The organism is Microbacterium sp. NPDC057407, from assembly GCF_042803895.1.
GTDB lineage: Bacteria > Actinomycetota > Actinomycetes > Actinomycetales > Microbacteriaceae > Microbacterium.
In genome coordinates, this window is the sequence record NZ_JBHVCA010000001.1 from 558,033 (window position 1) to 582,475 (window position 24,443).

A 24,443-nucleotide genomic window follows, 5' to 3' on the forward strand; every position below is an offset into this window, starting at 1 on the left:
CGCCCTGCGGTTCGCCCGTCTAGATGGGCTCCGACGCGTCGGGCTACGCTCGGACGATGGGTCGACGGACGGTGAACCGGCCGGTGGTGCGCATCGCCGCCGACGATGGGTCGCTCACGTCGCGCCGTCGCGGCGACACCCTCGTCGTCGAGGAGCCGCTCGAGATCCGCGTCGCGGGCGAGCCGCTGGCCGTGACGATGCGCACGCCGGGGAACGACGTGGAGCTGGCGGCCGGGTTCCTGGTGTCGGAGGGGATCATCGCGCACGGCGGGCAGTTGCGCTCCGCGATCCACTGCGGCGGCCCCGGCACCGGCGCGATCGGTGCGCTCGGCGATCCCGCCACCGGCAACACGTACAACGTGCTCGACGTGGCGCTCGCCGCCGGCGTGAGGCTCCCCGATGCGAGCGTCGCGCGCAACTTCTACACGACGAGTTCGTGCGGCGTGTGCGGCAAGGCGTCGATCGATCAGGTCGCCACGGTTTCGGAGTACGAGACGGCGACGGATGCCTCACCCGTCGCGGGTGCGCTGCTCCTGGGCCTGCCCGACCGGCTCCGTGAGCACCAGGCGGTGTTCGGCAAGACGGGCGGCCTGCACGCGGCGGCGCTCTTCGATGCCGCCACCGGCGACCTCCTCGTGGTCCGCGAGGACGTCGGCCGGCACAACGCGGTCGACAAGGTCGTCGGGTGGGCGGTGCTGGGCGACCGGCTGCCGCTGCGGGGAACGGTCCTCCAGGTCTCCGGTCGCGCGAGCTTCGAACTCGTGCAGAAGGCCGCGATGGCGGGCATCCCGATCCTGTCGGCCGTGTCGGCGCCGTCGTCCCTCGCGGTGGAGCTGGCCGAGGCATCCGGAATCACCCTCGCCGGGTTCGTGCGCGGCACGTCGATGAACCTGTACGCGCGGCCGGACCGCGTGGTGCTATCCGAGCCGGAGTGACCGACCCTCCCGTGCTCGCGGACCGAGTCCTCGTTCTCATCCCCCGCGGATGACGCCGGCGCCCGCGGGGCGTCACTAAGGTCGGCGCATGGCATCTCGTCACGACCAGGAACTGCACGGCGGCGTCTTGAGCGGAAACGGCAGCCCCGGGCTGTGGGGCGCGCTCATCGGGCTCATCATCTTCGCGTTCGTCGCCGTCCCGATCTCGGCAGCCGTGCGCTTCGCCCTGCACCCGAACACGCAGCAGCTCTTCGCCGGGCGGCTGTCGGAGGCGACGACGGCAGGCTATGTGGCGTTCTGGTGGATCGTGGCGATCCTGCTGCTCGCCCTGCCCTTCCTCGTCGGGTGGGGGGTGGCGAAGCTGTCGGGCCGCACGCTCGGGATCATCGCCGCGATCATCGGCGTCTTCTTCATCGCGATCCTCGTCATGGGCCAGCTCTACGTCTTCTGACCGACCGAGGATCGTCCCGACCCGCGGGTTAAGTGGCGCTGCCCACCTTCCCGGAGGAAGAGGTGGGCAGCGTCGGGGCGCCTGGGATCACCGCTTCGGCGTGCGGTTCTCCGCGCTCACCATCCACGAGAGCTGCTCGACGCGTTCGAGGATCGCGTGGAGGATGTCGGCGCTCGTGGGGTCTTCTTCGTCGACGTCGTCGTGCACGTCGCGACAGGTCGTCGCAACCGCGTCGAGGCGCTCGGTCATCAGGTCGACGACCTCGTTCGTGGCGATCTCGCCCTGCGGGAACTCGGGCAGGGTGGTCGTCTCGGCGACGATGTCGCTGCGCCCGTCGGGGAGCGCGTGCAGCGAGCGCATACGCTCGGCGACGGTGTCGCTGAACTCGCGCGCCGCCTCGATGATCTCGTCGAGCTGCAGGTGGGTGTCGCGGAAGTTGCGTCCCACCACGTTCCAGTGAGCCTGCTTGCCCTGCAGCGACAGCTCGATCAGGTCGACGAGGACCTTCTGCAGGTTCTCGCTCAGCGACTCCGACGCGGTGAAGCCGTTCTCGGCGTTCTGCTCGTTCGTCAGCTCGGCGCCCGCTCCGCCCTTCGCGGCCCGGCGGCGGTTGCGCGCCGGAGCCCCGGATGTCTTCGAGGGGGTCGAGGTCGTCTTGTTCGCGGTGGTCGTGGCCACGGTCTCTCCTCTCGTGAGAACTCTTCGACGGTAGCCACCCACCCCGTGGACGCGCCCGGGGATTGCAGGCGGCGACCCGGAGTGGTAGGTCCTCCGACGGAACGTAGGCTGGAGGTCGTGCCCTCCGTCCTCAACATCTCGGCGTACCTGTTCACGCGGATCGGCGACGCCGACGATCTTCGGTCGGTGCTGCGCGATCGCGCCGATGCGCTGGCTCTCCGGGGCACGATCCTCCTCGCCGAGGAGGGCATCAACGTGTTTCTCGCGGGGGAGGAGGCATCCGTCCGCGCGTTCGTCGACGAGCTGCGGCGCGACCCCCGGTTCGCCGCGCTCGCCCCGAAGGAGAGCTGGTCGGACGAGCAGCCGTTCCGCCGGCTCCGGGTGAAGGTCAAGCGCGAGATCATCCGGATGGACCGCCCCGCCATCCGACCCGAGGCGGGACGCGCACCTGCCGTCGCGCCCGCGACGCTGCGACGCTGGCTCGCGCAGGGACACGACGACCACGGGCGCGAGGTGGTGCTGCTCGACACGCGCAACGCCTTCGAGGTCGACTACGGCACGTTCGCCGGCGCCGTCGACTGGAGGATCGAGCGGTTCACCCAGTTTCCGGATGCCGCGGCTACGCACGCTACCGGTCTGGCCGGGAAGACCGTCGTCAGCTTCTGCACGGGCGGCATCCGCTGCGAGAAGGCGGCGATCCACCTCCGCGAATCCGGCGTCGACGCGATGCAGCTCGACGGCGGGATCCTCGGCTGGTTCGAGCACGTCGGCGGCGAGCACTGGGTGGGCGACTGCTTCGTCTTCGACGAGCGCGAGGCGCTGACCCCCGATCTCGCGCCCCGCGCGACGGCGGCGGGTCGATGACCGCCGACGCGCGAGCGGAGGACCGCGCGCGCCCCGGCGCCCGCGCGGCCCTGAGCGCATTCGCCGTCGACGCGGCCCTGGTGCTGGTGTTCGCGGTCATCGGCCGGGCCAGTCACGGCGAGAACGTCGTCGACGGACTCTGGGCCACGGCGTGGCCGTTCCTCACCGCCCTCGTCGCCGGCTGGCTGGTCGCCGTGGCGTGGCGAGCCCCGTTCGCTCCCGTCCGCACGGGTCTTCCGGTGTGGGCTGTCACGGTGGCCGTGGGGATGCTGCTGCGCGCGCTGTCGGGACAGGGCACCGCGGTCGCGTTCGTGGTCGTCGCCGCGCTCACGCTGCTCGTGTTCCTCGTCGGCTGGCGACTCATCGCGGTCCGCCGGCGCCGCGCCCGTACCGCTCGCTGAGCCCCCGCTCCGGGAAGGGTGGACCAATCCGCCCCGCCGTCCGCGCCGAACACCGGGGGAAGGCGGGAGGCTGGAATGATGCAGCGACGAGGCAGGGCGCGCTTCCTGGCGTGGAGTGCGGTCGCCGGCGTCGTGTCGGCCGCGGTCTTCCTCGCCGTCGCCGAGCTGGCGGCGCTCCTCGTCGCACGGGGGAGCAGCCCGCTGCTCGCGGTGGGGTCGTTCGTGATCGACGTGGTCCCGCGGCCGCTCAAGGAATTCGCCATCACCGCCTTCGGCGAGTTCGACAAGCCGGCCCTGCTCATCGGCCTCGGTCTCGCCGTGGTCGTGGCGTCGGCGGTCGCGGGACTGCTCCAGTTCGTGCGCCCGCCGCTCGGAGTCGTCGCCCTCGGCATCGCCGGAGCGCTCGCGCTCGCCGCGATCGTCACCCGCGCCGGTGCGGGTCCATTCGCATGGGTGCCGCCGGTCGTCGGAGCGATCGCCGGCTCCGTGCTGCTCGTGATCCTGATCCGCCGCCTGCGAGCGTGGGCGGACCTCTCCGCCGACGAACCGGAGGCGGACAGGGGCCTGGACCGCCGCGGCTTCCTCCGCGTGCTGACGATCGCCGGGGCATCCGCCGTCCTCGTGGGGGTCGGGGCCCGCATCGCCGACGCCGCCACCACGTCGATCACGGCGATCCGCCGGACGCTCCGCCTTCCTCAGCCGCGCCGTGTCGTGGACGTGCCGGCGGGCGCGGAGCTCGACATCCCCGGACTGTCGCCGCTGTACACGCCCAACGCGGACTTCTACCGTGTGGACACCGCGCTGACGGTGCCGACGATCGATCCGGCGGGCTGGCGGCTGACGATCGACGGGCTCGTGGACCGGCGGGTCGAGCTCACCTTCGACCAGCTGCTCGAGATGGGCCTCGACGAGTACTCCATCACGCTCACGTGCGTGTCGAACGAGGTCGGCGGCGAGCTGCTCGGGACGGCGAAGTGGCTGGGGATCCCGGTGCGCGACGTGCTGCGGCTCGCCGGGCCCGCGGGCGAAGCCGACATGGTGCTCTCGCGCAGCGTCGACGGCTTCACCGCCAGCACGCCGCTCGACGCCCTGACCGATCCCGACCGCGACGCGATCCTGGCGGTGGCGATGAACGGCGAGCCGCTGCCGCTCGAGCACGGGTTCCCGGTGCGCATGGTCGTGCCCGGGCTGTACGGGTATGTGTCGGCGACGAAGTGGCTGACCGAGCTGAAGGTGACGACGTTCGCCGCCGACGAGGCGTACTGGACGCCCCGCGGGTACAGCGCCGAGGCGCCGATCAAGTTCTCGTCGAGACTCGACACGCCGCGCACCGGTCAGGCGGTCGAGGCGGGCCGCGTGCCGCTCGCGGGCGTCGCGTGGGCGCAGACGGTCGGCATCGACCGCGTCGAGGTGAAGATCGACGACGACGACTGGCGTCCGGCGACCCTTTCGACGCCGGTGAACGACGACACCTGGGTGCAGTGGGTGCTCGAATGGGATGCCGCGCCCGGCACCCACAACGTCACCGTCCGCGCGGTCGACCGCGCCGGCAACCTGCAGATCGAGGAGCGCGCGCCGATCGCACCCGACGGGTCGACGGGATGGCAGCGGACGCTGGTCCGCGTCACCTGACTCGCGCCTACACGCCCCCGGCGACGAGCCGGAAGACGAGGAAGGCGACGAGCACCGCCGAGAGCAGCAGCCCGACCGTGGCCCTGCTCTTGCTCGTGGAGCGGACGGCGGCGATGGCGAGCCCCGTCAGCGACAGGGCGAACGCCGTGACGGCGAGGGCCAGCTGCGCGAAGCCGAGAACGGTGGCCGTGGCCGCGGCCATGCCCGGTCCGAGCCACGCCCCGACCGCGACCGCCAACCCCGCGATCACGAGGAAGACGAGACCCGAGTCGGCCGCCGCGTTGCGCGGCGCGCTCGAGGACGCCGCGGCGCTCAGCACGCGGCGGTCCATCGCGAGCGTGCTGCTCACCTGCTCTGCCCGCTTCGGCAGCGTGCGGACCACCGGATCCAGCGGCCGCGAGTGGTCGGTCCAGCGGGTGCCGTCCCACCAGCGTGTGCTTCCGGTCCTGCTGTCGTATCGCCAGCCCGCAGGCGGCGCCCCCAGACGACTGTCGTCGCTCATCTCATTCCCCAGTTGAGTCGGGCGCGGTTCCCATGCCGCGCCGCACGGTTCCCCAACCGTGCTGCTCGCAGGATAGCGGATACGGATGCTTCGTCAACAGGTGCGCGGGGAGCTCACCAGCCGCTGCGGGTGGGGGTGTGGCCCTCCCGCGCGTCGTCGGGCATCTGCATCTCGGCGCGAACCCCCAGCAGACGAAGCGGACGGTCGGGTTCGATCCTGTCGACCAGGCGCAGGGTCTCGGCGATGACGGTGTCGCGGTCGAACGTGGCGGCGATCTTGTGCACGAACGTCTTGGTGAGGAACGGGGCGTACCGCACCTTCAGCCCGACGCCCACGACCGGACGACCCTCGGCCGCGACATCCGCCAGCACCTGCGTCAGGAGCTCGCGGGCCGCAGCCTCGATGTCGCCGCGGTCGACCAGGTTCTGCTGGAACGTCGTCTCGCGGCCGTGGCCGCGGGCGACCCACGGGGTGTCGTCGACGACGGCCGAGCCGTCGCCTCGTCCGAGCTGGCGGTACCAGGGGCCCATCTTCGGTCCGAACTCCGCGGCCAGCCGGCTCTCATCGGCGTGCGCGAGCTGGCTGACCGTCTGGATGCCGAGGCCCGCGAGCCGCTTCGAGATCTTGCTGCCGACGCCCCACAGCGCGATCGTGTCGCGATGCCCCATGACCTCGAGCCAGTTGTCGGCGGTCAGGCGGAAGACGCCCCGCGGCTTGCCGAAGTCGGTGGCGTTCTTCGCGCGGACAAGCGTGTCGCCGATGCCGACGCTGCAGTGCAGCTGCGTCCGCTCCAGCACCGCGGCCTGGATCTGCCGGGCGTACCCCTCGGGGTCGTCGGTGCGGATCCCGACGAAGGCCTCGTCCCATCCGAGCACCTGCACCACGGCGCCGGGCTGTGCCCGCAGCGTCTCCATGACCTCGTCGGAGGCCGCGGTGTACGCCGGTGCGTCGACGGGGAGGATGATCGCATCGGGCGCCTTGCGTGCCGCGATGCGCAGCGGCATCCCCGAGCCGACACCGAACTCGCGTGCCTCGTACGAGGCGGTCGAGACGACCGCGCGCTCGGTGGGGTCTCCGCGCCCTCCGACGATCACCGGCTTGCCGGCGAGTTCGGGACGCCGCAGCACCTCGACCGCCGCGATGAACTGGTCGAGGTCGACATGCAGCACCCACGGCGTGGCGGTCATGTCGTCCAGTGTGGCGGGGGCGTCGGACGCGGTCGAGAGAACGGCGGGAACGCGGATGCCGCGGCCCCCGTCAGTGCGCGGGGCCGCGGCATCCGGAATCGAAGGATCAGCGGGGGACGTCGCCGCGCCAGGCGCCCGTCTCGTGACCGGTCTTCTCGATGAACTCCTTGAAGTTCTCGAGGTCCTTCTTGACGGCGTGCTGACCGGCGCCGACGAGCGAGCCGAGCTTCTCGATCGCGTCGGTCGGCTCCCAGTCGATCTGCACCGTCACGCGGGTCTGCGCGTCGTCGAGCTTGTGGAAGGTGACCACGCCGGCGTGGGCGGTGTCGCCGCCCTGGCTACGCCACGCGACCCGCTCGTCGGGGTGCTGCTCGGTGATCTCGGCGTCGAACTCGCGCTCGAACGGCCCGACCTTGACCTTCCAGTGCGTGTGGGTGTCGTCGAGCTGGGTGATCGACTCGACCTCTTCGAGGAAGTGCGGGAAGCTCTCGAACTGCGTCCACTGGTTGTAGGCGGTCGTCACGGGGACGTTTACGTCGATGGTCTCGATGATCTGCGTCATGATCCCACCCTCTGCCACCGGGCACCGGGGAAGCACCCCCTTGATTTCCCAAGGTGGGCACGTTATCGGTCGAGAGGGAAGGACGGTGGAGATGGACGTGAAGCTCGACCTCAAGAGGGAGATCGCGGGGTACGCGGCGCGGCGCGGGTCGTTCCAGATCGTCGACGTCGAGCCGCAGCAGTACCTCATGGTGGACGGCAGCGGCGATCCCAACGCGTCGGAGCGGTACCGGGACGCGGTGTCGACGCTCTTCGGCGTCGCGTATGCGGTGAAGTTCCTGAGCAAGCGGGAGCTGGGCCGCGACCACGTGGTGATGCCGCTGGAGGCGCTGTGGTGGGCGGACGACATGGCATCGTTCACGTCGGCGCGCGACAAGACGCGGTGGAGCTGGACGGCGATGATCCTCGTCCCCGACTGGATCGAAGGCGCCCACGTCGACCGGGCCCGGGCGACGGCGGCTGCGAAGGGGGCGGCGCCGCTGGGGCATGATCTCCGGCTCCAGACGCTCGCCGAAGGTCTGTGCGTGCAGACGCTCCACGTCGGGTCGTACGACGATGAGGCGCCGGTGCTGCGGGCCATGCACGAGCAGTTCATCCCCGCCCAGGGACTGCGGATGACCGGTCGTCACCACGAGATCTACCTCAGCGACGCGCGTCGCACCGCTCCTGAGAAATTGCGCACAATCCTTCGTCAGCCCGTCGAGGAGGCGTAACCTCACCGGAGATAGCGATATATCGTCCAATGTCGCCGAGGTATCGGTGACGCGACCGGAGGAGGTCATGATGAGCGATTCGTTCACGGGGGACTGGTTCGGCGCCCGCGGTGGCGGGCAGGGTGCGGGCAAGCCCGGCGGCGGCCTGTGGGAGGCGATGGACCAGCTGCGCGACATGTTCGAGCAGCGCGTCATGAGCCCGCGTGTGAGCCGCGGCGACGTCCGCACCGCGATCCTGGCCGTGCTCGCCGAGCGTCCCATGCACGGCTACCAGATCATCTACGAGATCGAGGAGCGCAGTGGCGGCACGTGGAAGCCCAGCCCCGGCTCGGTGTACCCCACCCTCCAGCTCCTCGCCGACGAGGGGCTGATCACGGCCGAGGAGGCCGGCGGCAAGAAGACGTACTCGCTGACCGAGGCCGGCCGGGCCGCGGCCGAGGCGTCCGAGGGCAAGTCGGCGCCGTGGGAGTCGTCGTCGCGACGTGACGCCGCTCGCGCCACAGCGCTGCCGAAGGCCGGAGCCAAGCTCGCTCAGGCCGCCGCGCAGGTGGGGACGAACGGGTCGGCCGAGCAGGTGCAGGCGGCCGTCGAGGTGCTCGACGAGGCTCGCCGCAAGCTCTACAGCATCCTCGCCCAGGACTGACGGGATGCCGCCCGAGCGACGGCACAGTAAAGTCTCGACGGACAGCGCAGGCACCCGCGGCGATTCCGCCTCCGGACGCGCGGTCCGGACGCAGGGAGACTCGATGGCCGACACCGGTCCTTCTCGCGCCCGGTACCGCCGCATCCTGCGCTTCGCGGCCCGGTACATGGTGCAGGCGTGGTGGTTCGAACTGTTCCTCCCTCGTCTCGGGCTCGCGCGTCTGGCCTCACGCGGCCGGGCCGCGCGGCTCACGGGCCTGGCGCGCAACTTCCACGGTCTGGCGGTGGAGCTCGGCGGCCTGATGATCAAGGTCGGGCAGTTCATGTCGTCGCGGCTCGACGTGCTGCCGCCCGAGATCACGAGAGAGCTCGAGGGCCTCCAGGACGAAGTGCCTCCCGTCGACTTCGCCGCGATCAAGCGCCTGGCCGAGAGCGAGCTCGGCGTCCCGCTCGAGAGGGCGTTCGAGTGGGTCGACCCGGTGCCGGTGGCGGCGGCGTCCCTCGGCCAAGCGCACCGGGCGCGACTCGGACCCGCCGACGCCGCAGACACCGGGTTCTCCGACGTCGTCGTCAAGGTGCAGCGCCCGGGCATCGAGCAGATCGTCGACGTCGACCTGGCGGCCCTCCGCCGGGTCGCGCAGTGGCTGAGCCGCGTGCGGATCGTCCGCGACCACGTCGACCTGCCCGTGCTGATCGAGGAGTTCGCGCACACGAGTCGCGAAGAGATCGACTATCTCCATGAGGCGCAGAACGCGGTGCGGTTCGCCGAGAACTTCGCCGGCGACCCTCGGGTGAACGCGCCGGAGATCGCGTGGGAGCGGACGACCCGGCGCGTGCTGACCCTCGCCGATGTCACGGCCATCAAGATCAACGACGTCGACGCTCTGCGTGAGGCGGGGATCGACCCGGCTGCGGTGGCTTCAGAGTTCGCGACGGTCATGTTCGACCAGCTGTTCCGCGACGGGTACTTCCACGCCGATCCGCACCCGGGGAACATCTTCGTCACACCGACCCCCTTCGGCGAGCGGCCGTGGACGCTCACCTTCATCGACTTCGGGATGATGGGGGAGGTGCCGGATCGGCTGCGCCGCGACCTTCAGCAGGTCGTCATCGCGGTGGCGTCGCGCAACGGGAGGCAGCTGGTCGACAGCATCCGCGATGTCGGCGTGCTGCTGCCTTCCGCCGACACCGCCGAGCTCGAGCGCGCGATGACGGCGCTGTTCGCCCGGTTCGGCGGCATGGGCTTCGCCGAGCTGCAGCAGGTGGATCCCCGCGAGTTCCAGGCGTTCGCCCGCGAGTTCGGCGACGTGATCCGCTCACTGCCGTTCCAGCTGCCCGAGAACTTCCTGCTGATCGTGCGGGCGGTGTCGCTGACCTCGGGAATGTGCAGCTCGCTGGAGCCCGCGTTCAACATGTGGGACGCCGTCGAGCCTTACGCCGCGCAGCTGATCCGCGACGAGCGCGGCAACGTCGTGCGCGCCTTCGCGAGGGAGGCGGGCTCGATCGCCTCCGTCGCGGCGCGCCTGCCCCGACGCCTCGACGACTTCGTGACTCGCGCGGAGGAAGGGCGGCTGTCGGTCGAGTCGCCCCGCGTCGAGAACCGGATGCGGTCGATCGAGCGAGTGGGCCGGCGCGTCGTGTCGGCGGTGCTGTTCGCCGGACTCTTCATCGGCGGCGCCGTGCTGCGCGCCGACGAGGCGGTGTTGGGCACCGTGCTCATGGCCGCGTCGGTGGTGCCGTTCCTTCACGCGGTGCTCGCCGGCGTGGGCCGGCGACCCTAAGTCAGGAGAGCTTGCGCAGCGCGGAGCCCTTGTGCGCGGCCCGGTCGCCGCTCTTCTCCGACTCGACGATGAAGGCGGGCTCGTCGTCCGACGCGGTGAAGTGCTGGCCCGCGAACTCGAAGTCGCTCGTCTTGCGCTCGACCACCTTCCCCTGCGTGCGTCCCTGGGAAGTGTTCCAGCTCACCCGGTCGCCCTTGCGAAGACTCTGCGTCATCGTTCGCCCCTTTCGTCGCTGCCAGTCTTCTCCTGCCGGCGGGCGGGGAGGAGCCCTTGACGCCGGCCGCGCGATGCGCTCGACGGTCGGCGCGCGCTCGCACGAATCGGCGGCGTCCGCTCGGTGGTGGAGCGAACGCCGCCGGTACGGGTGTGTGGTTTACGCGGTCGCGTCGGCGCGCTTGGGGAGCACCCATCCGGCGCGCGGGAAGTGGCACGTGTACCCGTTGGGGATGCGCAGCAGGTAGTCCTGGTGCTCGGGCTCGGCCTCCCAGAACGGCCCGGCGGGCTCGATCGTCGTGACCGCCTTGCCCGGCCACAGACCGGAGGCGTCCACGTCGGCGATGGTCTCGCGCGCGACCTGCTCCTGCTCGGGGGAGAGGGGGAAGATCGCAGAGCGGTAGCTGGTGCCGATGTCGTTGCCCTGACGGTTCAGGGTCGACGGGTCGTGGATCTGGAAGAAGAACGCCAGGATGTCGCGGTACGTGGTCTTCGTCGGGTCGAAGACGATCTCCACCGCCTCCGCGTGACCGGGGTGCTTGCGGTACGTGGCGTGGGCGTTCTCGCCGCCGGTGTAGCCGACCCGCGTGTCGAGCACGCCGGGCTGGCGGCGGATGAGGTCCTCCATGCCCCAGAAACATCCGCCGGCGAGGACCGCCGTCTCGGTGCCGGGGGTGCGGGTGATCTCGCCGGTGTCGAAGGGACCGCTGGTCATGATGCGTGCTCCTGATTCTGGGTGGTCGGGTCGGTGTCGGTGGTCGTCTCGCCGTCGGTGAAGAGGCGGCGGTAGGCGCCGTATCCCTCCCGCTCGAGGTCCGAGGCGGGGATGAAGCGCAGCGCGGCCGAGTTCATGCAGTATCTCAGGCCTCCGGCATCCCGCGGACCGTCGTCGAAGACGTGGCCGAGGTGGCTGTCGGCACCGGAGGACCGTACCTCGGTGCGCGCCATCCAGAGGCTGCGGTCGGTCTTGGTGGTGACGGCCTCGGGGTCGATCGGCCGGGTGAAGCTGGGCCACCCGGTTCCGCTGTCGTACTTGTCGGTCGACGAGAACAGCGGCTGGCCCGAGACGACGTCGACGTAGATGCCCGGATCGTGGTTGTTCCAGTAGGGGTTGCGGAAGGGCGGCTCGGTGCCGTCCTCCTGCGTGACGCGGTACTGCGCGTCGGTGAGGCGGCTGAGCGCCTCGGGGGTTTTGCGGTAGTCGCTGGGATTCACGGTGTTCAACGGTGTTCCTCCTCGGGGCCGCCGCTGGCTGCGGCGTCATTGAAGAGAACGGATGCCTCGCCCGTTTTGGTCCCTGGAAGCTGGGAGCGAGCCGTGAGTTCCGGGCTGGAGAGGGCCGCGGGGGTTGGGGGCGGGTGCGAGGTCGCTCGGGAGGACGGTCATCGAGGGCCGAGGTCGAGGATGTCGGGCAGGGCCCGGTCGATCGTCGCCATCGTGGCGGTCAGCGAGATGCGGAAGTGCTCGGGCTGGTCGAACAGCGTCCCGGGCATGAGGTACACGCCGCGTTCGACGAGGGCATCGCAGAACGCGGCGCCGTCGCCGCCGGGTGCGCGACCCCAGAGGTAGAAGGTGCCCTCGGGACGAGTCACCTCGAATCCGGCGCCGACCAGCGCACTGTACATCCGGTCGCGCTTGCGGGTGAGTTCGGCGAGGTCGAGCGAGAGGTTCTCGAGTTCTGGCACGGCGTACTGCATCACGGCGTCGGGGAACCCCCACCCGATCGCGAGACCGAGCGGCATGCATGCCGCGCGCAGCTGCGCCCGCTCCTGGGCGGGCAGGAGGGGCGAGATCGCGAGGTATCCGATCCGCTGGCCCGGCGCGAGGAGGACTTTGGCGTAGCTGTAGTCGATCAGCGTCCACGGATACGATCCCGCGGGGCTGGCGAACTCGACGCCGTCGAAGCGGATGCGCCGGTACGGCTCGTCCGAGAGCAGCCAGATCCGGCGGCCGTGGGCGCGGGAGGCCTTCTCCAGAACCTCGGCGAGCGCGTCCCAGGCGGCCTTCGGGAAGACGCGGCCGGTCGGGTTCGACGGCGAGTTGACGATCACGAGCCTCGTGCGGGGGGTGATGGCGGCCTCGATCGCGTCGAGGTCGAGGTCGAACGAGTGAGGGTTCAGGGCTGCGGGGACAGGCGTCAGGTTGACCGCGTGGAGCATCGGCTCGTAGCAGAACCAGCCCGGCACGGGGATGACGACCTCGTCGCCGGCGTCGGTGAGCAGTGCGAAGGCCAGCTGGATCGCGCCGAAGGCGCCCTGGGTCATGGCGATGTCTTCGGGTTCGAACGGCAGTCCGAGCTCGGCCTCGAGCCCCGCCGCGATCGCCTCCTGCGCGGACCTCTCGCTGGTCTTGTACGCGTACCAGTCGACGGTCGTGGGCTCGGTCTGGGCGCGGATCGCGGCCGACAGCCCCGCGAGGGGCAGTTCGTGCGGATTGCCGAAGGTGAAGTCCAGCGAGTCGGGGTCGTCGGTGAGCGCCTGGACTCGCGCGAGGAAGTCCGTCACCCGATCGATCGAGGCCTTCGCCTCGGCGGCGCGCGCCGACAGCACCGTTCGCACCATGGCATCACCGTCCCCAAGCCTGCACTGTGGACCCTTCCGGCGAGTTTCGCAACCCCCTCCGTCGATCGATGCGCGGTGACCAGGGTGGGACGCTCACCGAAGCGAACCTCTTGGGAGGACAGCATGAAGGCCATGACGTACCGCGGACCGTACAAGCTCCGTGTCGAGAACAAGCCCGATCCGAAGATCGAGCATCCGAACGACGCCGTCGTGAAGGTCGAGCTAGCGGCGATCTGCGGGTCGGACCTGCACCTGTACCACGGCATGATGCCCGACACCCGGATCGGCCACACCTTCGGGCACGAGTTCATCGGCCGGGTCGAGGAGGTCGGCTCATCGGTGCAGAACCTGAAGGTCGGCGACCGGGTGATGGTGCCGTTCAACATCTACTGCGGGTCGTGCTTCTTCTGCGCCCGCGGTCTCTTCTCGAACTGCCACAACGTGAACCCGAACGCCACGGCGGTCGGCGGGATCTACGGGTACTCGCACACCACTGGTGGCTACGACGGCGGTCAGGCCGAGCGGGTGCGGGTGCCGTTCGCGGATGTCGGTCCGTCGGTGGTCCCCGATGACATCCCCGACGAGGATGCCTTGCTGCTGACGGACGCCTTCTCGACCGGCTACTTCGGCGCGCAGCTGGCCGACATCGTCCCCGGCGACACGGCGGTCGTGTTCGGCGCCGGACCGGTGGGTCTCGCCGCGGCGAGGTCGTGCTGGCTGATGGGAGCGGGGCGCGTGATCGTGGTCGACCATCTCGATTACCGCCTGCGCAAGGCTGAGGAGTTCGCGTTCGCCGAGACGATCAACTTCGGTCAGGTGGGCGACATCGTGCGTCTGCTCAAGAAGCTGACGGACGGCCTCGGCGCGGATGTCGTCATCGACGCCGTGGGCGCGGAGGCCGACGGCCATGTGCTCCAGCATGTGACCTCGGCCAAGTTCAAGCTGCAGGGCGGGTCGCCGGTCGCGCTCAACTGGGCGATCGACACGGTCCGCAAGGGCGGCACCGTCTCGGTCGTCGGTGCGTACGGTCCGCTGTTCAGCGCCGTCAAGTTCGGCGACGCGATGAACAAGGGGCTCACGATCCGCACCAACCAGGCGCCCGTCAAGCGCCAGTGGCCGCGACTGTTCGAGCACATCCGGTCGGGGTACCTGAAGCCCAGCGAGCTGATCACCCACCGCATCCCTCTCGACCACATCGCCGAGGGTTACCACATCTTCTCGTCGAAGCTCGACGACATCATCAAGCCCGTGATCGTCCCGGCGTCCTGACGTCCCGACGAGTGAAGGAGAAAGACATGCCGTACACCGCAGAAAAGCCCGGCCTCGCCCCCGACTTCGAGGCACTCCGTTCCCGTATCCCCGGGTGGGGCGCCGACTCCGATCCGGCCGACCGTCCCAGCTTCCCGCGCGAGCAGCCGGGCATCGAGACCGGTGCGCACTGGGACTTCCCCGAGGAGCAGCCGCTGAACGGCTCCTACCGCGAGCGGTCCGTCGAGCATCAGCGGCTCACGCCCGTATTCGGAACGGCACAGCCGCTGCATGGCGTGTCGGGTGCGATCCGCCGCTATGCCTACGACAAGTACAGCGAGGGTCAGGCCGCGCACTGGCTGCTGCTGGTCGCGGGCGACCGCGTCGAGGCGACCGGTGCGCATCTCCGTTCGCTGGTGAGCCTTCGCCCCGACAACCCGATCACCGAGACCGGGATCCTCGGGGAGCGTGGCCGGCGTCCGGTGTCGTCGCGGACGCGCCCGGGCCGCGTCGACCAGAAGCACACGTGGATGGATCCGATCATCGTCGCCGGCCCCTGGGTGCTGGGCGGGGTGCTGGCGTTCGCGGCCGGGGGAGCGATCCTGCGCGCGGTGAAGCCGCGCGAGTCCGGCGGTACCGACGCTCGCGCTCTTCGCGAAGCGTGAGGCCTGTGCCGGTGCGGACGCGCCTGGTGCTCGGTGCGCCCGTCCGGTGAGCGCTTGCGCCGCGGGCGCGCGACAACGTTGAGGTGCGCGGCATCCGTTCGACAGCAAGAGCGGATGCCGCGCATCGGCGTGCGCGGAAGGGCGGGCGCCTATCGGGCCGGGCGAGGGCGAACGGCGGTCCGTCGCCTTCTTGACGCGGGGCACGGATCTCTAGCAAGGAAGGGGCCCGGATGTCAAGCGGAAGTGGTGGATGCCAGGCTCGGCATACGCTTGCAGAGCAGTGAGGCGCGGTGCGGTTGAGGATCGGTTTCGGGTCCGGTCACATACTCCCGATACAGCGCGATGGCCCCGGCGGGCGGGCACCCGCCCGGGGCCATCACTGTGTCCGGCGGGCGGGGAGCGCGGGGCCGGATGCCGCGGCCCGGCCAGGCGGGACTGATACCGTCGGGATCGCACGAGCCCATCTGGCGCCGTGACGAACGAGCGGGAGTTGCTGTGGCCGAACGCAGGAGTTGGGTGCTGGTCGATGGGGAGAACATCGACGCGACGCTGGGTGGCTCGATCCTCGGCAGGCGTCCCCAGCCGGACGAGCGACCGCGGTGGGATCGTCTCCTGACGTTCGTCGCCGAGAGGTGGGGCCAGCCGGCCCACGGTCTCTTCTTCCTCAACGCCAGTTCGCACCTCCCGATGCCGTTCGTGCAGGCGCTCCTGGCGCTCGGGTATCAGCCGGTGCCGCTGTCGGGCCCTGCCGACGAGAAGGTGGTCGACATCGCGATCCAGCGCACACTTCGCGCGCTGGCCGACCGACAGGACGATGTCGCACTCGTCAGCCACGACCGTGATTTCGTCGAAGACCTGGGGCGTGTCGCCGACGGAACGCGGCGCGTGGCCGTGCTCGCGTTCCACGAGTTCCGCAGCAGCGAGTTCTCGTCGCTGCCCGGTGTCGAGCTGTTCGACCTCGAATACGACGCCGACGCCTTCGACGCACCCCTGCCTCGCGTGCGGGTGATCCCGATCGAGGAGTTCGATCCGGCGGCGTTCCTGCGCTGACCGGACGGCCCCTTCCCGAGGCGGGCGAACTCGGGCCGTCGGTCGCGCCCGCGCCCCGCCTAGAACGGCGCATCCGAGGCATCCGACGGCCGGAACACCGGCACCGGGCGCTCTGGCCGAACGAGGTAGCGCCGACCCGCGGGAGAGGTCCACAGCAGGTCGCCGCCGCTGTCGGGAACCTGCTCGACGCTCCAGCCGCCGTGGTGCTTCACCATGTGGTGGCCCCGGCACAGCGGGGCGGTGTTCGAAAGCGATGTCTCGCCGCCGTCGTCCCACGCGACGGTGTGGTCGATCTCGCATCGCGCGGCGGGGATGCCGCATCCGGGCGCCATGCACCGCTCGGAGCGCCAGCGGATGAGTCGCCGTAACGAGGGCGGCGGACGATACTGATCCCGACCGACGGACAGCACGGCCCCTGTCTCGGGATTCGTGAGGACGCGCATCCACCCGTCGGCTGCTCCGCACAGCTCGCGAGCCCGTCCGAGCGGGATGGGACCGATGCCCTCCACCGTCGCCGGAGCCGAACCCTTCTCGTCACGCTGGCGGTCGTCTTCATCGAGCAGCGCCAGCGCCGGCACGGTGACGGCGACCGTGGCACGGATCCCCTGCGCCGCGGCGGGGTGGGCGTCGGTCCGGCCCTCGATGAGGAGATCGCAGAGCACGTCGGCGCGCGTCTGATCGAGGGTTCGCTGCTCGTCGGGCTGCGCCGTGATGACCTTCGCCATCGCGGTCACCCGGGAGTGGATCGCGTGCGCCTCGACGGCGGGGATGAGCGCGTGCAGCCACGCCATGCCGTCGTCGACGTGCTCGACGATCACCCGACGCCCGGCGAGCGCCTGTTCGTGCCGCAGGTCGAGGGAGGCCGCCCGTGCGCGGGAGATCATCGCCTGCAGCCGACGCCGGAACGTTCCGACAGGTTGCGTCTGGGCCTCTTCGAGCGCGCGGGGGAGGAGGTCCGCCCGGAGCCCGGGCGCTACGGCATCGAGCGCGGAACCGAGGATCTGGGCGTGCTTCTCGGTCACGCGTGCCGCGCCCAGCGCGTCGAGCACGCTCGGATAGCGCTCGACCAGCGCTTCTGCGAGGGCGATCATCTCGCCGGCGGCGTGCTCGGTGATCCGCAGCGCGGCGGCCAGTTCGAGGCGGATGCCCCGCTCGACGACCGGCGTCAGCTGCCGCCCGAACCTCTCGGCCTCGCTCAGCGCCTCGCGGCGCATCGCATGCACCCGCTCCAGTCGCTGCGCCGCGATGATCGCCGACATGTGGGCCGCCTCGACCACCAGGTCGAGCGCATCCGGTATCGGAACCGGATCGTCTCCTACGATCAGCATGCCACTACTTTAGAACATATGTACGACACTCACGCCTCATCGCGTGGCCTTGTGGATGACGTGCGCGCCGGCCCGCGGCATCCGCCTCACCAAACACAAGCACGAAGGCCCCGGGAGATCCCGAGGCCTTCGCGCGACGAACGAAATGAGGGTCAGTACCAGCCGACCGACTGCGAGTGCGACCAGGCGCCGCACGGCGAGCCGTAGCGACCGGCGATGTAGCCGAGACCCCAGCTGATCTGCGTCGCCGGGTTGGTCTGCCAGTCGGCGCCGGCCGTGGCCATCTTGCTGCCGGGGAGTGCCTGCGGGATGCCGTACGCGCCGCTGGAGGCGTTGTAGGCGGCGTAGTTCCAGCCAGACTCCTTGTTCCACAGCGCCACCAGGCACGAGAACTGGTCGCCGCCCCAGCCGTAGCTCGCGAGCATGCCCTGCGCGATCGCCTGGGCTTCGCCGGGGCCACCGCCGACCGCGGGCGCCGCGGGCACCGGAGCGGGCGCCGCGCCGCCACCGGCAGCAGCGCCGGCGGACGCTTCCGCCTCGGCTGCCGCAGCGGCTTCGGCCGCGGCGCGCGCCTCTGCTTCGCGCTTCGCCTTCGCGGCGGCCTCTGCTTCGGCCTTCTTCTGCTTCGCCGCGGCGAGGCTCGCGCGGAGGTCGGCGACATCGGCCTTGACCGCGGTGATCAGCGCCGTGACGTCGTCGGTCAGGTCGGGCACGAGCGGAGCGGGAAGATCGAGACCGCCCGAGAGGCGCTCGGCGGCTGCGCCGAGAGCGGAGGTGTCGACGGTCGTCGGCGCGTCGCCGAGGTCGAGCCCCGACGCCTTGACGTCGGCGGTGACATCCGCGGCAGCCGCGATGACGGTGTCGGCGCCATCCAGGGCGTCGCGGGCGGCGGTCGAGATGTCGTCGGTGCCGTCCTCCTGCACGACCGCGACGGGCTCGTTGGGTGTGGTGAACGAGGCGAGCGCGAAGCCGCCGGCGGGGGCGGATGCCTCGGCGAACGAAACGGGCGACGAGACCGCGGCGCCGGTGGCCAGCAGGCCGACCGCGAGGCTCGCGGTGGCGATGGTCACGCGTCGCCGGGTTCGGCGGCGGGTGGTGCGGGCGCGGCGAGTAAGGACGGGAGAAGTGCTGGAGCGCATGAAGAAAACCGGTTCCGTATCGTGTGTGCGCCAGTTCGGGCGGCGCCGTGACGCGCCCGCCGGGCGGGCACAAGTCCCCGAGTCTGCACAGCGGGCCTGGACGGTTCCGGTGCGTTACCTGAGCGTTATATGTGTGCCCCTGCTCGTCGGCGAGGCCTATGACCACGCTGCAGACCGGCCGATTCAGCCGAATCTGTAATGCTCGGCGCTCGCCGTGACCCACCCCGCGAACCGCCGTGCCGCGGCATCCTGACCCGCCGGAACCGGGGTCATCCACACGCCCCCGGGGCCGCTCACGACGACGTAGAGCAGCTGCCGGGCGACGGCGCGGTTCAGGGTGCGAGGTGTGATCGGGCCGCCCGGCCCGAAGAGCCGTCGTTCGACGGCGGTGCGCGTGAACGCCGGGTTGCGAAGCAGCGCATCGCCCGTGTCGACGGATGCCGCGACCCCGCCGACCGGCTGGCTCAGGTCGCCGAAATGCACCCACCGCCCGTCGATGACGAGCCCGGCGAACTCCTGCTCGCTCCCGCTGTAGCGGACCGACGCGGTCCAGCGTGTGCCGTCCCACCACCGCTGCCGCCCGCGCTGGTCGTCGTACCAGCCCGGCCCGGCGGTGCCGGTGCCGACGGGCGCCGCGCCCGTGTGCAGCTCGGTGCGCGAGTCTCGCAGGTCGATGTAGTCCTCGCTCCACCTGCTGCCGTCCCACCAGCGCTGGCGCCCGGTGCCGTCGTCGTACCACCCTGCGGCCGGCTGCGTGCCCATGCGACGAGGGTAGTTCGAGCTCCCGACTGCGGCCAGCACGGCGGCGCCCTCGGCCCGACCGCGCATCGCGCGCCGCGATGTCGCGGGGACGGCGTAGCCTGAGCGAATGCGTGCCGACACCTCCCCCCGCGGTGCGCGGGCTCAGCTCGCTGCGCTCGTCGAGGCCGCGGACGACCGCCCGTTCATTCCTGGGCAGGCCGAAGGCAGGCCGGCCGCCGTCCTCATCCTCTTCGGGGTGCTCGATGACCGAGCGAGCGATCACGAGGCGCAGGCGCGGGCGGTGTCGCGCGACCTCGACGTTCTGCTCCTCGCGCGAGCCTCGACGCTCCGGTCGCACGCCGGACAGGTCGCCTTCCCGGGCGGCCGGGTCGATCCCACCGACGCGGGTCCGGTGGCGGCCGCGCTCCGCGAGGCCAGCGAGGAGACCGGTCTCGACCCGTCCGGGGTCGACGTCCTGGGCACCCTCGACAAGATCCCGCTGGTGTATTCGCAGCACCTGGTCACCCCGGTGCTCGGGTGGTGGCGGCATCCGTCCCCCGTCCGCGTGGTCGACGAAGCCGAGTCGGCCGCGGTGTTCCGAGCCCCGGTCGCCGACCTGCTCGACCCCGCCAACCGGGGGTCGACGGTCATCCGCCGAGACGGTCAGACCTGGCGAGGGCCGGGATTCCTGGTGCCGAGCGACCACGGCCACCACCACCTCGTGTGGGGCTTCACGGGCATGATCCTCTCGGGACTGTTCGATCGACTCGGATGGACCGAGCCCTGGGACGCACAGCGCGAGCTGCCGCTCGAGGGCGCCGGGTTCGACGAGTCGGAGGCGCGGTCGGGGCGCTCCTCCTCGGGCTGACGGAGCCGGTGCTCTGCGCGGTTCCTAGGCTGGAACGATGGACGAGGGCATCATCATGGGCTGGAACCCCGGCCTCTGGGACGAATGGCCGGGCACCTACGCGGGTGTCGTCGCCGAGGTGCGCGACGGCCGCCCGCACGTCACGCAGTGGTCGGTGGGTGCCCGTCGCGAGGTCGAGCCGGGCACCGACGCGTGGCTGCTGCGCCAGGGCGGCTCGTACGGGCTCATCGGCCACGGAACGGTGCTGACCCGACCCTACGAGGACGTGCATTTCGCGGACCCCCGCCGGACGGCGAACTTCGTCGACGTCGAATTCACCGAACTGGTCAGCGAGGCCGACCGGGTGCCGCGGGACGTGCTCGAGGTCGTGGTGCCCGAGGTGGCGTGGCGGTTCCAGTTCCGCTCCGGTAATCGTGTGGCGGCCGAGCCCAACCGTCGACTGCGCGAGCTGTGGCGGGACGCCCTCGACGCGCTCACGCCGTGACCGCCGCACCCCGATCGGGACGCGCGTCCCTCCCCGGGTGTCGATGTCGTGCACTAGCGTCGAGCGGGTGACCCACCGGCTCACCCGCGACGAAGCGCGCCGCATCGCGGTGCGCGCGCAGCTGCTCGACGCCGATCGCCCCGGCGACGTCGTCGAGGTGGCTGAGCAGCTCGGGTACGTCAAGATCGATCCGACCGCCACCATCGCGCCGTGCGAGCACACCGTGCTGTGGTCGCGCATCGGCTGGTCGTACGAGCCCGGGCAGCTGCAGAAGGTCGTCGAGGTCGACCGGCTCCTCTTCGAGTTCGACGGCGCCTTCCGCCCGATGAGCGTCCTGCCGCTGATGATGCCCGCGATGCAGCAGTGGCCGCAGCGGGAGAGCAGCAGGCAGTGGCTCGAGGCGAATGCCCGATTCAAGGCCGACGTGCTCGCCAGACTTCGGGCCGAGGGGCCCCTGCTGGCAAGCGACATCCCCGACACCGCGCAGGTCGACCGGGCCCCCGACGGCTGGTCCGGTAAGAACCAGGTGCCGCACATGCTGGACTTCCTGAGCAGGCAGGGGCTGGTGGCGATCGTCGGGAGGGAGGGACGTCATCGCCGCTGGGACCTCGCCGAGCGGGTCTATCCGCAGGACCTTCCCGAGATCGCCCCGGAAGAGGCGGAGCGGCGCCTCGCCGAGCGGCGCCTGCAGGCGGTGGGCATCGCCAAGCACCGATCGGCATGGTCGCGCGTGGGCGAGGCGGGAGAGCCCGCGAAAGTCGAGGGCAGCAGCTGGACCTTCCGGGTCGACCCCGAGGCGATCGCCGCGCTTCGACGCGACGACGACGGCGGGCGCGTCGCATTCCTGAACCCCTACGATCCGATGCTCGTCGACCGGCCGCGCCTCAGCGAGGTGTTCGGGTTCGACTACGTGCTCGAGCAGTTCAAGCCGGCGAACGAGCGCGTCTACGGGTACTTCGCGCACCCGATCCTGATGGGAGACCGCTTCGTCGGGATGCTCGACGCCGAGCTCGACAAGAAGAACGGCGTCGTGCGCGTCAACGCCGTGCACGAGTTCCTCCCCTTCGACGACGAGGAGCACGACATCGTGCGGTCAGAGATCGCCGAGCTCGGCGAGTGGCTCGGCGTCCCCGTGGCGGGTCTCCCGTAGTCCTCGCGGGGACGCTGTCGTAGATTCTCACCATGGACCGCTCGGTGCCGAACCTCCCGTCCCGCGACTTCGACGCGACCATCGGCTTCTACGGCGGCTTCGGGTTCACGCCGACCTACCGCGACGGCGGATGGCTGATCCTGTCCCGCGGGGGCATCGTGCTGGAGTTCTTCCTCGCCCCGGAACACGACCCGTACGAGAGCTGGTTCATGGCGTCGGTGCGCGTCGGCGACCTCGACTCGCTGTACGCCGCCGTGCGTGAGAGCGGCGTGCCCGAGCAGACGATTGGCATCCCGCGCCTCATCCCCGTGGCGCTGCAGGAGTGGGGTCAGCGCGCCGGATACCTCATCGACCCCGACGGCACGCAGTTACATTTGATCGAGGACGCCGGCTGAGTCGAGGCGTCGATTCAACCCGAGTGACCGTCTGATCGAGGACGCCGGCTGAGTCGAGGCGTCATCGACCCCGCCGCTGAGTCCCTCAGCGCGAGCCGGCCGGCACCCGACCGGTCCACCCCAGCGCCGGAGCGACGTGGGTGGCGAAGGCCTCGACGACACGCAGGTTGAACGCCACGCCGAGCTGGCTGGGAATCGTCAGCATGAGCGTGTCGGCCGACGCGATCGCCGCGTCGTTCTGCAGCTGCTCGATCAGCACGTCGGGCTCGGCCGCATACGTCTTCCCGAAGGTGGACCGCATGCCGTCGATGATGCCGATCTGGTCGCCGTCCTGACGGCCCCCGAAGTAGAGGTGGTCCTCGGCGGTCATGAGCGGGAAGATCGACCGGCTCACCGACACGCGCGGCTCACCCGGATGCCCCGCCGCGCGCCACGCAGCGCGGAAGGCGTCGATCTGCTCGGCCTGCAGGATGTCGAACGGCCGGCCGTCGGCGGACGTCAGGAGCGTGGACGACATGAGGTTCACGCCGACGCGCCCCGCCCATTCGGCGGAGTCGCGGTTGCCGGCGCCCCACCACACGCGCGAGCGCAGCCCGGGGGAGTGGGGCTCGATCCGCTGCAGGCCGGTGCCGCCGCCGAACGGGGACGAGGCATCCCGTTCCGCCAGCCCTTCGCCGTCGATGGCGCGCAGGAACAGGTCGAAGTGCTCACGCGCCAGATCGGCGCCGCGGGGATCGGCCGACCCCGTGTACCCGAACGCCTCGTAGCCGCGGACCACGGTCTCGGGTGACCCACGGCTCACGCCGAGCGCGAGCCGTCCACCCGAGATGAGGTCGACGGATGCCGCCTCCTCGGCGAGGTACAGAGGGTTCTCGTAGCGCATGTCGATGACGCCGGTGCCGACCTCGATGCGCGAGGTCTTCGCGGCGATCGCCGCGAGCAGGGGCATCGGCGAGGACTGCTGCCGAGCGAAGTGGTGGACGCGGAAGTAGACGCCGTCGACGCCGAGTTCGTCCATGCCCTGGGCGAGGTCGATCGCCTGCAGCATGGAGTCGCCGGCGCTCAGCTGATGGCCGCCGCCGAGGGGTCCGTAGTGTCCGAACGAGAGGGTTCCGAAACGCTGCATGTCGAGTGCAACGGTACGCCCGCGGCATCCATTCCGGTGCATGGACGCCGGTTGTCCTCGGGCCCTGGAGTGCCGTCATTCTTCGTCACGCCGGGAATTCCCCCGGCGGCCGTCGTGGTTGCGTCGGAGCATGACCCGCATCGGAACCAGCTCCCTCGACGTCCTTCCCCTCTCGCTCGGCGGCAACGTGTTCGGCTGGACCGCCGACCGTGACGAGTCGTTCGCGATCCTCGACGCCTTCCACGGCGGCGGCGGCGACTTCGTCGACACGGCCGACTCCTACAGCGCCTGGGTCGACGGCAACTCGGGCGGCGAGAGCGAGACGATCATCGGCGAATGGCTCGCCTCCCGCCGGCCCGAAGGATTCGTCGTAGCGACGAAGGTCAGCCAGCACCCGCAGTTCTCCGGCCTGGCCGCCGCGAACGTGCGGGCGGCGGCCGAGGCATCCGTCTCCCGTCTCGGAGTCGAGGCGATCGACCTCTACTACGCGCACTTCGACGACGAGTCGGTGCCGCTCGAAGAGACCGTTGCCGCATTCGGGGCCCTCGTGACCGACGGACTCGTGCGATACACCGCGGTGTCGAACTACAGCGCCGAGCGCATCCGCGAGTGGCTCCGCATCGCCGACGAGCTGGGCGTGGCACGACCGGTCGCGATCCAGCCGCACTACAACCTGGTGCACCGCAACGAGGTGGAGGAGAGCATCATCCCGGTCGCGCAGCAGTTCGACCTGAGCCTGGTGCCGTACTTCTCGCTCGCGAAGGGGTTCCTCACCGGCAAGTACCGGTCGACGGATGCCTCGGCCCAGTCGTCGCCGCGTGCCGGCGCCGCCGCGCAGTACGCCACGTCGCAGGGCCTGGCGATCATCGACGCGCTCGAGGGCATCGGTCGCGCCCACGACGTGTCGATCGCCGCGGCCGCCCTCGCCTGGCTGAAGGCGCAGCACACGGTCGCCGCGCCGATCGCGAGCGCCTCGCGCGTGGCACAGGTCGCCGACCTGCTCGACGGCGCCCGCACCGAGCTGTCGGCCGACGAGGTCGCCGAGCTCACGCGCGTGTCGGAGTGGACGCCGACCTCCGTCTGACGCTGCTTCTTCCGGACGGAGGCCCGAGAGCCGTCGTCGGAGGC

The 24,443-nt window shown here is 70.8% G+C and carries 28 protein-coding genes; 16 read left to right on the top strand and 12 right to left on the bottom strand.

The window, feature by feature from the left end; translation table 11 throughout:
* Positions 1-56: 56 nt before the first annotated feature.
* Together fdhD and ACFUTX_RS02685 are read left to right on the top strand one after the other, a co-directional pair.
* Positions 57-935, top strand: a complete 879-nt coding sequence (gene fdhD, locus ACFUTX_RS02680) for a formate dehydrogenase accessory sulfurtransferase FdhD (RefSeq protein WP_378860644.1) — start codon at positions 57-59, stop codon at positions 933-935.
* 88 nt (positions 936-1,023) lie between these two features.
* A complete protein-coding gene (locus ACFUTX_RS02685) occupies positions 1,024-1,386 on the top strand; it encodes a hypothetical protein (protein ID WP_378860645.1) in 363 nt (120 codons plus the stop codon).
* 87 nt (positions 1,387-1,473) lie between these two features.
* Here ACFUTX_RS02685 and ACFUTX_RS02690 read toward each other — a convergent pair whose 3' ends face one another.
* Positions 1,474-2,064, bottom strand: a complete 591-nt coding sequence (locus tag ACFUTX_RS02690) for a Dps family protein (RefSeq protein ID WP_378860646.1) — start codon at positions 2,062-2,064, stop codon at positions 1,474-1,476.
* A 117-nt stretch (positions 2,065-2,181) separates the two neighbouring features.
* Between ACFUTX_RS02690 and ACFUTX_RS02695 the strand changes: the two genes are divergently transcribed.
* The 3 genes from ACFUTX_RS02695 to ACFUTX_RS02705 all read left to right on the top strand — a co-directional run bounded on the left by ACFUTX_RS02695 (position 2,182) and on the right by ACFUTX_RS02705 (position 4,961).
* Positions 2,182-2,928 carry a sulfurtransferase gene (locus tag ACFUTX_RS02695; RefSeq protein WP_378860647.1) on the top strand — a complete coding sequence of 249 codons (747 nt, stop codon included), beginning with the start codon at positions 2,182-2,184 and terminating at the stop codon, positions 2,926-2,928.
* A complete protein-coding gene (locus ACFUTX_RS02700) occupies positions 2,925-3,329 on the top strand; it encodes a DUF3054 domain-containing protein (RefSeq protein ID WP_378860648.1) in 405 nt (134 codons plus the stop codon). Before ACFUTX_RS02695 ends, ACFUTX_RS02700 begins: the two co-directional genes overlap by 4 nt.
* A 75-nt stretch (positions 3,330-3,404) precedes the next feature.
* Positions 3,405-4,961, top strand: coding sequence for a molybdopterin-dependent oxidoreductase (locus ACFUTX_RS02705; RefSeq protein ID WP_378860649.1), 1,557 nt, complete (start codon positions 3,405-3,407; stop codon positions 4,959-4,961).
* A gap of 7 nt (positions 4,962-4,968) precedes the next feature.
* Here the strand turns inward: ACFUTX_RS02705 and ACFUTX_RS02710 are convergent, their stop codons facing one another.
* The 3 genes from ACFUTX_RS02710 to ACFUTX_RS02720 form a co-directional block, all read right to left on the bottom strand.
* Complete coding sequence (locus ACFUTX_RS02710; protein WP_378860650.1) at positions 4,969-5,463, bottom strand: DUF2510 domain-containing protein; 495 nt, start codon at positions 5,461-5,463, stop codon at positions 4,969-4,971.
* A 113-nt stretch (positions 5,464-5,576) separates the two neighbouring features.
* Positions 5,577-6,650 (bottom strand): DNA polymerase IV, encoded by a 1,074-nt coding sequence (locus tag ACFUTX_RS02715; protein ID WP_378860651.1) that lies wholly within the window; start codon positions 6,648-6,650, stop codon positions 5,577-5,579.
* A gap of 106 nt (positions 6,651-6,756) precedes the next feature.
* Positions 6,757-7,212 (bottom strand): SRPBCC family protein, encoded by a 456-nt coding sequence (locus tag ACFUTX_RS02720; protein ID WP_378860652.1) that lies wholly within the window; start codon positions 7,210-7,212, stop codon positions 6,757-6,759.
* A gap of 91 nt (positions 7,213-7,303) precedes the next feature.
* On the opposite strand from ACFUTX_RS02720, the gene ACFUTX_RS02725 reads away from it, so the two are divergent.
* From ACFUTX_RS02725 to ACFUTX_RS02735, 3 genes are all read left to right on the top strand, one after another.
* Positions 7,304-7,924, top strand: a complete 621-nt coding sequence (locus ACFUTX_RS02725) for a GyrI-like domain-containing protein (RefSeq protein WP_378860653.1) — start codon at positions 7,304-7,306, stop codon at positions 7,922-7,924.
* Between the two features lie 70 nt (positions 7,925-7,994).
* Complete coding sequence (locus ACFUTX_RS02730; RefSeq protein WP_378860654.1) at positions 7,995-8,567, top strand: PadR family transcriptional regulator; 573 nt, start codon at positions 7,995-7,997, stop codon at positions 8,565-8,567.
* 103 nt (positions 8,568-8,670) lie between these two features.
* Entirely contained in the window at positions 8,671-10,347 is a 1,677-nt protein-coding gene (locus ACFUTX_RS02735) for an ABC1 kinase family protein (protein WP_378860655.1), read from the top strand.
* A 1-nt stretch (position 10,348) separates the two neighbouring features.
* Here the strand turns inward: ACFUTX_RS02735 and ACFUTX_RS02740 are convergent, their stop codons facing one another.
* The 4 genes from ACFUTX_RS02740 to ACFUTX_RS02755 all read right to left on the bottom strand — a co-directional run bounded on the left by ACFUTX_RS02740 (position 10,349) and on the right by ACFUTX_RS02755 (position 13,121).
* Positions 10,349-10,561 carry a DUF2945 domain-containing protein gene (locus ACFUTX_RS02740; protein ID WP_378860656.1) on the bottom strand — a complete coding sequence of 71 codons (213 nt, stop codon included), beginning with the start codon at positions 10,559-10,561 and terminating at the stop codon, positions 10,349-10,351.
* Between the two features lie 159 nt (positions 10,562-10,720).
* Positions 10,721-11,275, bottom strand: a complete 555-nt coding sequence (gene msrA / locus ACFUTX_RS02745) for a peptide-methionine (S)-S-oxide reductase MsrA (RefSeq protein WP_378860657.1) — start codon at positions 11,273-11,275, stop codon at positions 10,721-10,723.
* Positions 11,272-11,775: a peptide-methionine (R)-S-oxide reductase MsrB gene (gene msrB, locus ACFUTX_RS02750; RefSeq protein ID WP_378861048.1), complete on the bottom strand. Its 504-nt coding sequence runs from the start codon at positions 11,773-11,775 to the stop codon at positions 11,272-11,274. Before msrB ends, msrA begins: the two co-directional genes overlap by 4 nt.
* A 167-nt stretch (positions 11,776-11,942) precedes the next feature.
* Complete coding sequence (locus ACFUTX_RS02755) at positions 11,943-13,121, bottom strand: aminotransferase class I/II-fold pyridoxal phosphate-dependent enzyme (RefSeq protein WP_378860658.1); 1,179 nt, start codon at positions 13,119-13,121, stop codon at positions 11,943-11,945.
* A 123-nt stretch (positions 13,122-13,244) separates the two neighbouring features.
* Between ACFUTX_RS02755 and ACFUTX_RS02760 the strand changes: the two genes are divergently transcribed.
* The 3 genes from ACFUTX_RS02760 to ACFUTX_RS02770 all read left to right on the top strand — a co-directional run bounded on the left by ACFUTX_RS02760 (position 13,245) and on the right by ACFUTX_RS02770 (position 16,084).
* Positions 13,245-14,390 carry a zinc-dependent alcohol dehydrogenase gene (locus ACFUTX_RS02760; RefSeq protein ID WP_378860659.1) on the top strand — a complete coding sequence of 382 codons (1,146 nt, stop codon included), beginning with the start codon at positions 13,245-13,247 and terminating at the stop codon, positions 14,388-14,390.
* A 26-nt stretch (positions 14,391-14,416) separates the two neighbouring features.
* Positions 14,417-15,034 carry a hypothetical protein gene (locus ACFUTX_RS02765; protein WP_378860660.1) on the top strand — a complete coding sequence of 206 codons (618 nt, stop codon included), beginning with the start codon at positions 14,417-14,419 and terminating at the stop codon, positions 15,032-15,034.
* A 495-nt stretch (positions 15,035-15,529) separates the two neighbouring features.
* Complete coding sequence (locus tag ACFUTX_RS02770) at positions 15,530-16,084, top strand: NYN domain-containing protein (protein WP_378860661.1); 555 nt, start codon at positions 15,530-15,532, stop codon at positions 16,082-16,084.
* A 59-nt stretch (positions 16,085-16,143) separates the two neighbouring features.
* Here ACFUTX_RS02770 and ACFUTX_RS02775 read toward each other — a convergent pair whose 3' ends face one another.
* From ACFUTX_RS02775 to ACFUTX_RS02785, 3 genes are all read right to left on the bottom strand, one after another.
* Positions 16,144-17,412, bottom strand: a complete 1,269-nt coding sequence (locus ACFUTX_RS02775; protein ID WP_378860662.1) for a DUF222 domain-containing protein — start codon at positions 17,410-17,412, stop codon at positions 16,144-16,146.
* Between the two features lie 152 nt (positions 17,413-17,564).
* Positions 17,565-18,482: a lytic transglycosylase domain-containing protein gene (locus tag ACFUTX_RS02780; protein ID WP_378860663.1), complete on the bottom strand. Its 918-nt coding sequence runs from the start codon at positions 18,480-18,482 to the stop codon at positions 17,565-17,567.
* Positions 18,483-18,734: 252 nt separating this feature from the next.
* The gene (locus ACFUTX_RS02785; protein WP_378860664.1) at positions 18,735-19,313 is read right to left on the bottom strand and encodes a DUF2510 domain-containing protein; all 579 of its coding nucleotides are present in this window, start codon (positions 19,311-19,313) and stop codon (positions 18,735-18,737) included.
* A gap of 106 nt (positions 19,314-19,419) precedes the next feature.
* Between ACFUTX_RS02785 and ACFUTX_RS02790 the strand changes: the two genes are divergently transcribed.
* Genes ACFUTX_RS02790 through ACFUTX_RS02805 form a run of 4 tightly spaced genes read left to right on the top strand, consistent with a single transcriptional unit; the run spans position 19,420 to position 22,189 of the window.
* On the top strand, positions 19,420-20,160 hold the full coding sequence (locus tag ACFUTX_RS02790) for an NUDIX hydrolase (RefSeq protein ID WP_378860665.1): 741 nt from the start codon (positions 19,420-19,422) through the stop codon (positions 20,158-20,160).
* Between the two features lie 37 nt (positions 20,161-20,197).
* A complete protein-coding gene (locus ACFUTX_RS02795; RefSeq protein WP_378860666.1) occupies positions 20,198-20,644 on the top strand; it encodes a hypothetical protein in 447 nt (148 codons plus the stop codon).
* Positions 20,645-20,687: 43 nt separating this feature from the next.
* Positions 20,688-21,794 (top strand): DNA glycosylase AlkZ-like family protein, encoded by a 1,107-nt coding sequence (locus ACFUTX_RS02800; protein ID WP_378860667.1) that lies wholly within the window; start codon positions 20,688-20,690, stop codon positions 21,792-21,794.
* A gap of 32 nt (positions 21,795-21,826) precedes the next feature.
* Positions 21,827-22,189, top strand: coding sequence for a bleomycin resistance protein (locus ACFUTX_RS02805; protein ID WP_378860668.1), 363 nt, complete (start codon positions 21,827-21,829; stop codon positions 22,187-22,189).
* An 85-nt stretch (positions 22,190-22,274) separates the two neighbouring features.
* On the opposite strand, the gene ACFUTX_RS02810 is transcribed toward ACFUTX_RS02805, so the two are convergent.
* On the bottom strand, positions 22,275-23,315 hold the full coding sequence (locus ACFUTX_RS02810; protein ID WP_378860669.1) for an LLM class flavin-dependent oxidoreductase: 1,041 nt from the start codon (positions 23,313-23,315) through the stop codon (positions 22,275-22,277).
* Positions 23,316-23,445: 130 nt separating this feature from the next.
* On the opposite strand from ACFUTX_RS02810, the gene ACFUTX_RS02815 reads away from it, so the two are divergent.
* Positions 23,446-24,399 carry an aldo/keto reductase gene (locus ACFUTX_RS02815; protein ID WP_378860670.1) on the top strand — a complete coding sequence of 318 codons (954 nt, stop codon included), beginning with the start codon at positions 23,446-23,448 and terminating at the stop codon, positions 24,397-24,399.
* Positions 24,400-24,443 lie beyond the last annotated feature (44 nt).

Coding starts and splice junctions, on each gene's coding strand:
- ACFUTX_RS02815 (WP_378860670.1), top strand. CDS start 23,446: ATGACCCGCATCGGAACCAGCTCCCTCGACGTCCTTCCCCTCTCGCTC.
- ACFUTX_RS02805 (WP_378860668.1), top strand. CDS start 21,827: ATGGACCGCTCGGTGCCGAACCTCCCGTCCCGCGACTTCGACGCGACC.
- ACFUTX_RS02685 (WP_378860645.1), top strand. CDS start 1,024: ATGGCATCTCGTCACGACCAGGAACTGCACGGCGGCGTCTTGAGCGGA.
- ACFUTX_RS02730 (WP_378860654.1), top strand. CDS start 7,995: ATGAGCGATTCGTTCACGGGGGACTGGTTCGGCGCCCGCGGTGGCGGG.
- fdhD (WP_378860644.1), top strand. CDS start 57: ATGGGTCGACGGACGGTGAACCGGCCGGTGGTGCGCATCGCCGCCGAC.
- ACFUTX_RS02705 (WP_378860649.1), top strand. CDS start 3,405: ATGATGCAGCGACGAGGCAGGGCGCGCTTCCTGGCGTGGAGTGCGGTC.
- ACFUTX_RS02785 (WP_378860664.1), bottom strand. CDS start 19,313: ATGGGCACGCAGCCGGCCGCAGGGTGGTACGACGACGGCACCGGGCGC.
- ACFUTX_RS02755 (WP_378860658.1), bottom strand. CDS start 13,121: ATGGTGCGAACGGTGCTGTCGGCGCGCGCCGCCGAGGCGAAGGCCTCG.
- ACFUTX_RS02735 (WP_378860655.1), top strand. CDS start 8,671: ATGGCCGACACCGGTCCTTCTCGCGCCCGGTACCGCCGCATCCTGCGC.
- ACFUTX_RS02790 (WP_378860665.1), top strand. CDS start 19,420: ATGCGTGCCGACACCTCCCCCCGCGGTGCGCGGGCTCAGCTCGCTGCG.
- ACFUTX_RS02800 (WP_378860667.1), top strand. CDS start 20,688: ATGTCGTGCACTAGCGTCGAGCGGGTGACCCACCGGCTCACCCGCGAC.
- ACFUTX_RS02760 (WP_378860659.1), top strand. CDS start 13,245: ATGAAGGCCATGACGTACCGCGGACCGTACAAGCTCCGTGTCGAGAAC.
- ACFUTX_RS02740 (WP_378860656.1), bottom strand. CDS start 10,561: ATGACGCAGAGTCTTCGCAAGGGCGACCGGGTGAGCTGGAACACTTCC.
- ACFUTX_RS02725 (WP_378860653.1), top strand. CDS start 7,304: ATGGACGTGAAGCTCGACCTCAAGAGGGAGATCGCGGGGTACGCGGCG.
- ACFUTX_RS02720 (WP_378860652.1), bottom strand. CDS start 7,212: ATGACGCAGATCATCGAGACCATCGACGTAAACGTCCCCGTGACGACC.
- ACFUTX_RS02765 (WP_378860660.1), top strand. CDS start 14,417: ATGCCGTACACCGCAGAAAAGCCCGGCCTCGCCCCCGACTTCGAGGCA.
- ACFUTX_RS02710 (WP_378860650.1), bottom strand. CDS start 5,463: ATGAGCGACGACAGTCGTCTGGGGGCGCCGCCTGCGGGCTGGCGATAC.
- ACFUTX_RS02715 (WP_378860651.1), bottom strand. CDS start 6,650: ATGACCGCCACGCCGTGGGTGCTGCATGTCGACCTCGACCAGTTCATC.
- msrA (WP_378860657.1), bottom strand. CDS start 11,275: ATGACCAGCGGTCCCTTCGACACCGGCGAGATCACCCGCACCCCCGGC.
- ACFUTX_RS02700 (WP_378860648.1), top strand. CDS start 2,925: ATGACCGCCGACGCGCGAGCGGAGGACCGCGCGCGCCCCGGCGCCCGC.
- ACFUTX_RS02795 (WP_378860666.1), top strand. CDS start 20,198: ATGGACGAGGGCATCATCATGGGCTGGAACCCCGGCCTCTGGGACGAA.
- ACFUTX_RS02810 (WP_378860669.1), bottom strand. CDS start 23,315: ATGCAGCGTTTCGGAACCCTCTCGTTCGGACACTACGGACCCCTCGGC.
- ACFUTX_RS02775 (WP_378860662.1), bottom strand. CDS start 17,412: ATGCTGATCGTAGGAGACGATCCGGTTCCGATACCGGATGCGCTCGAC.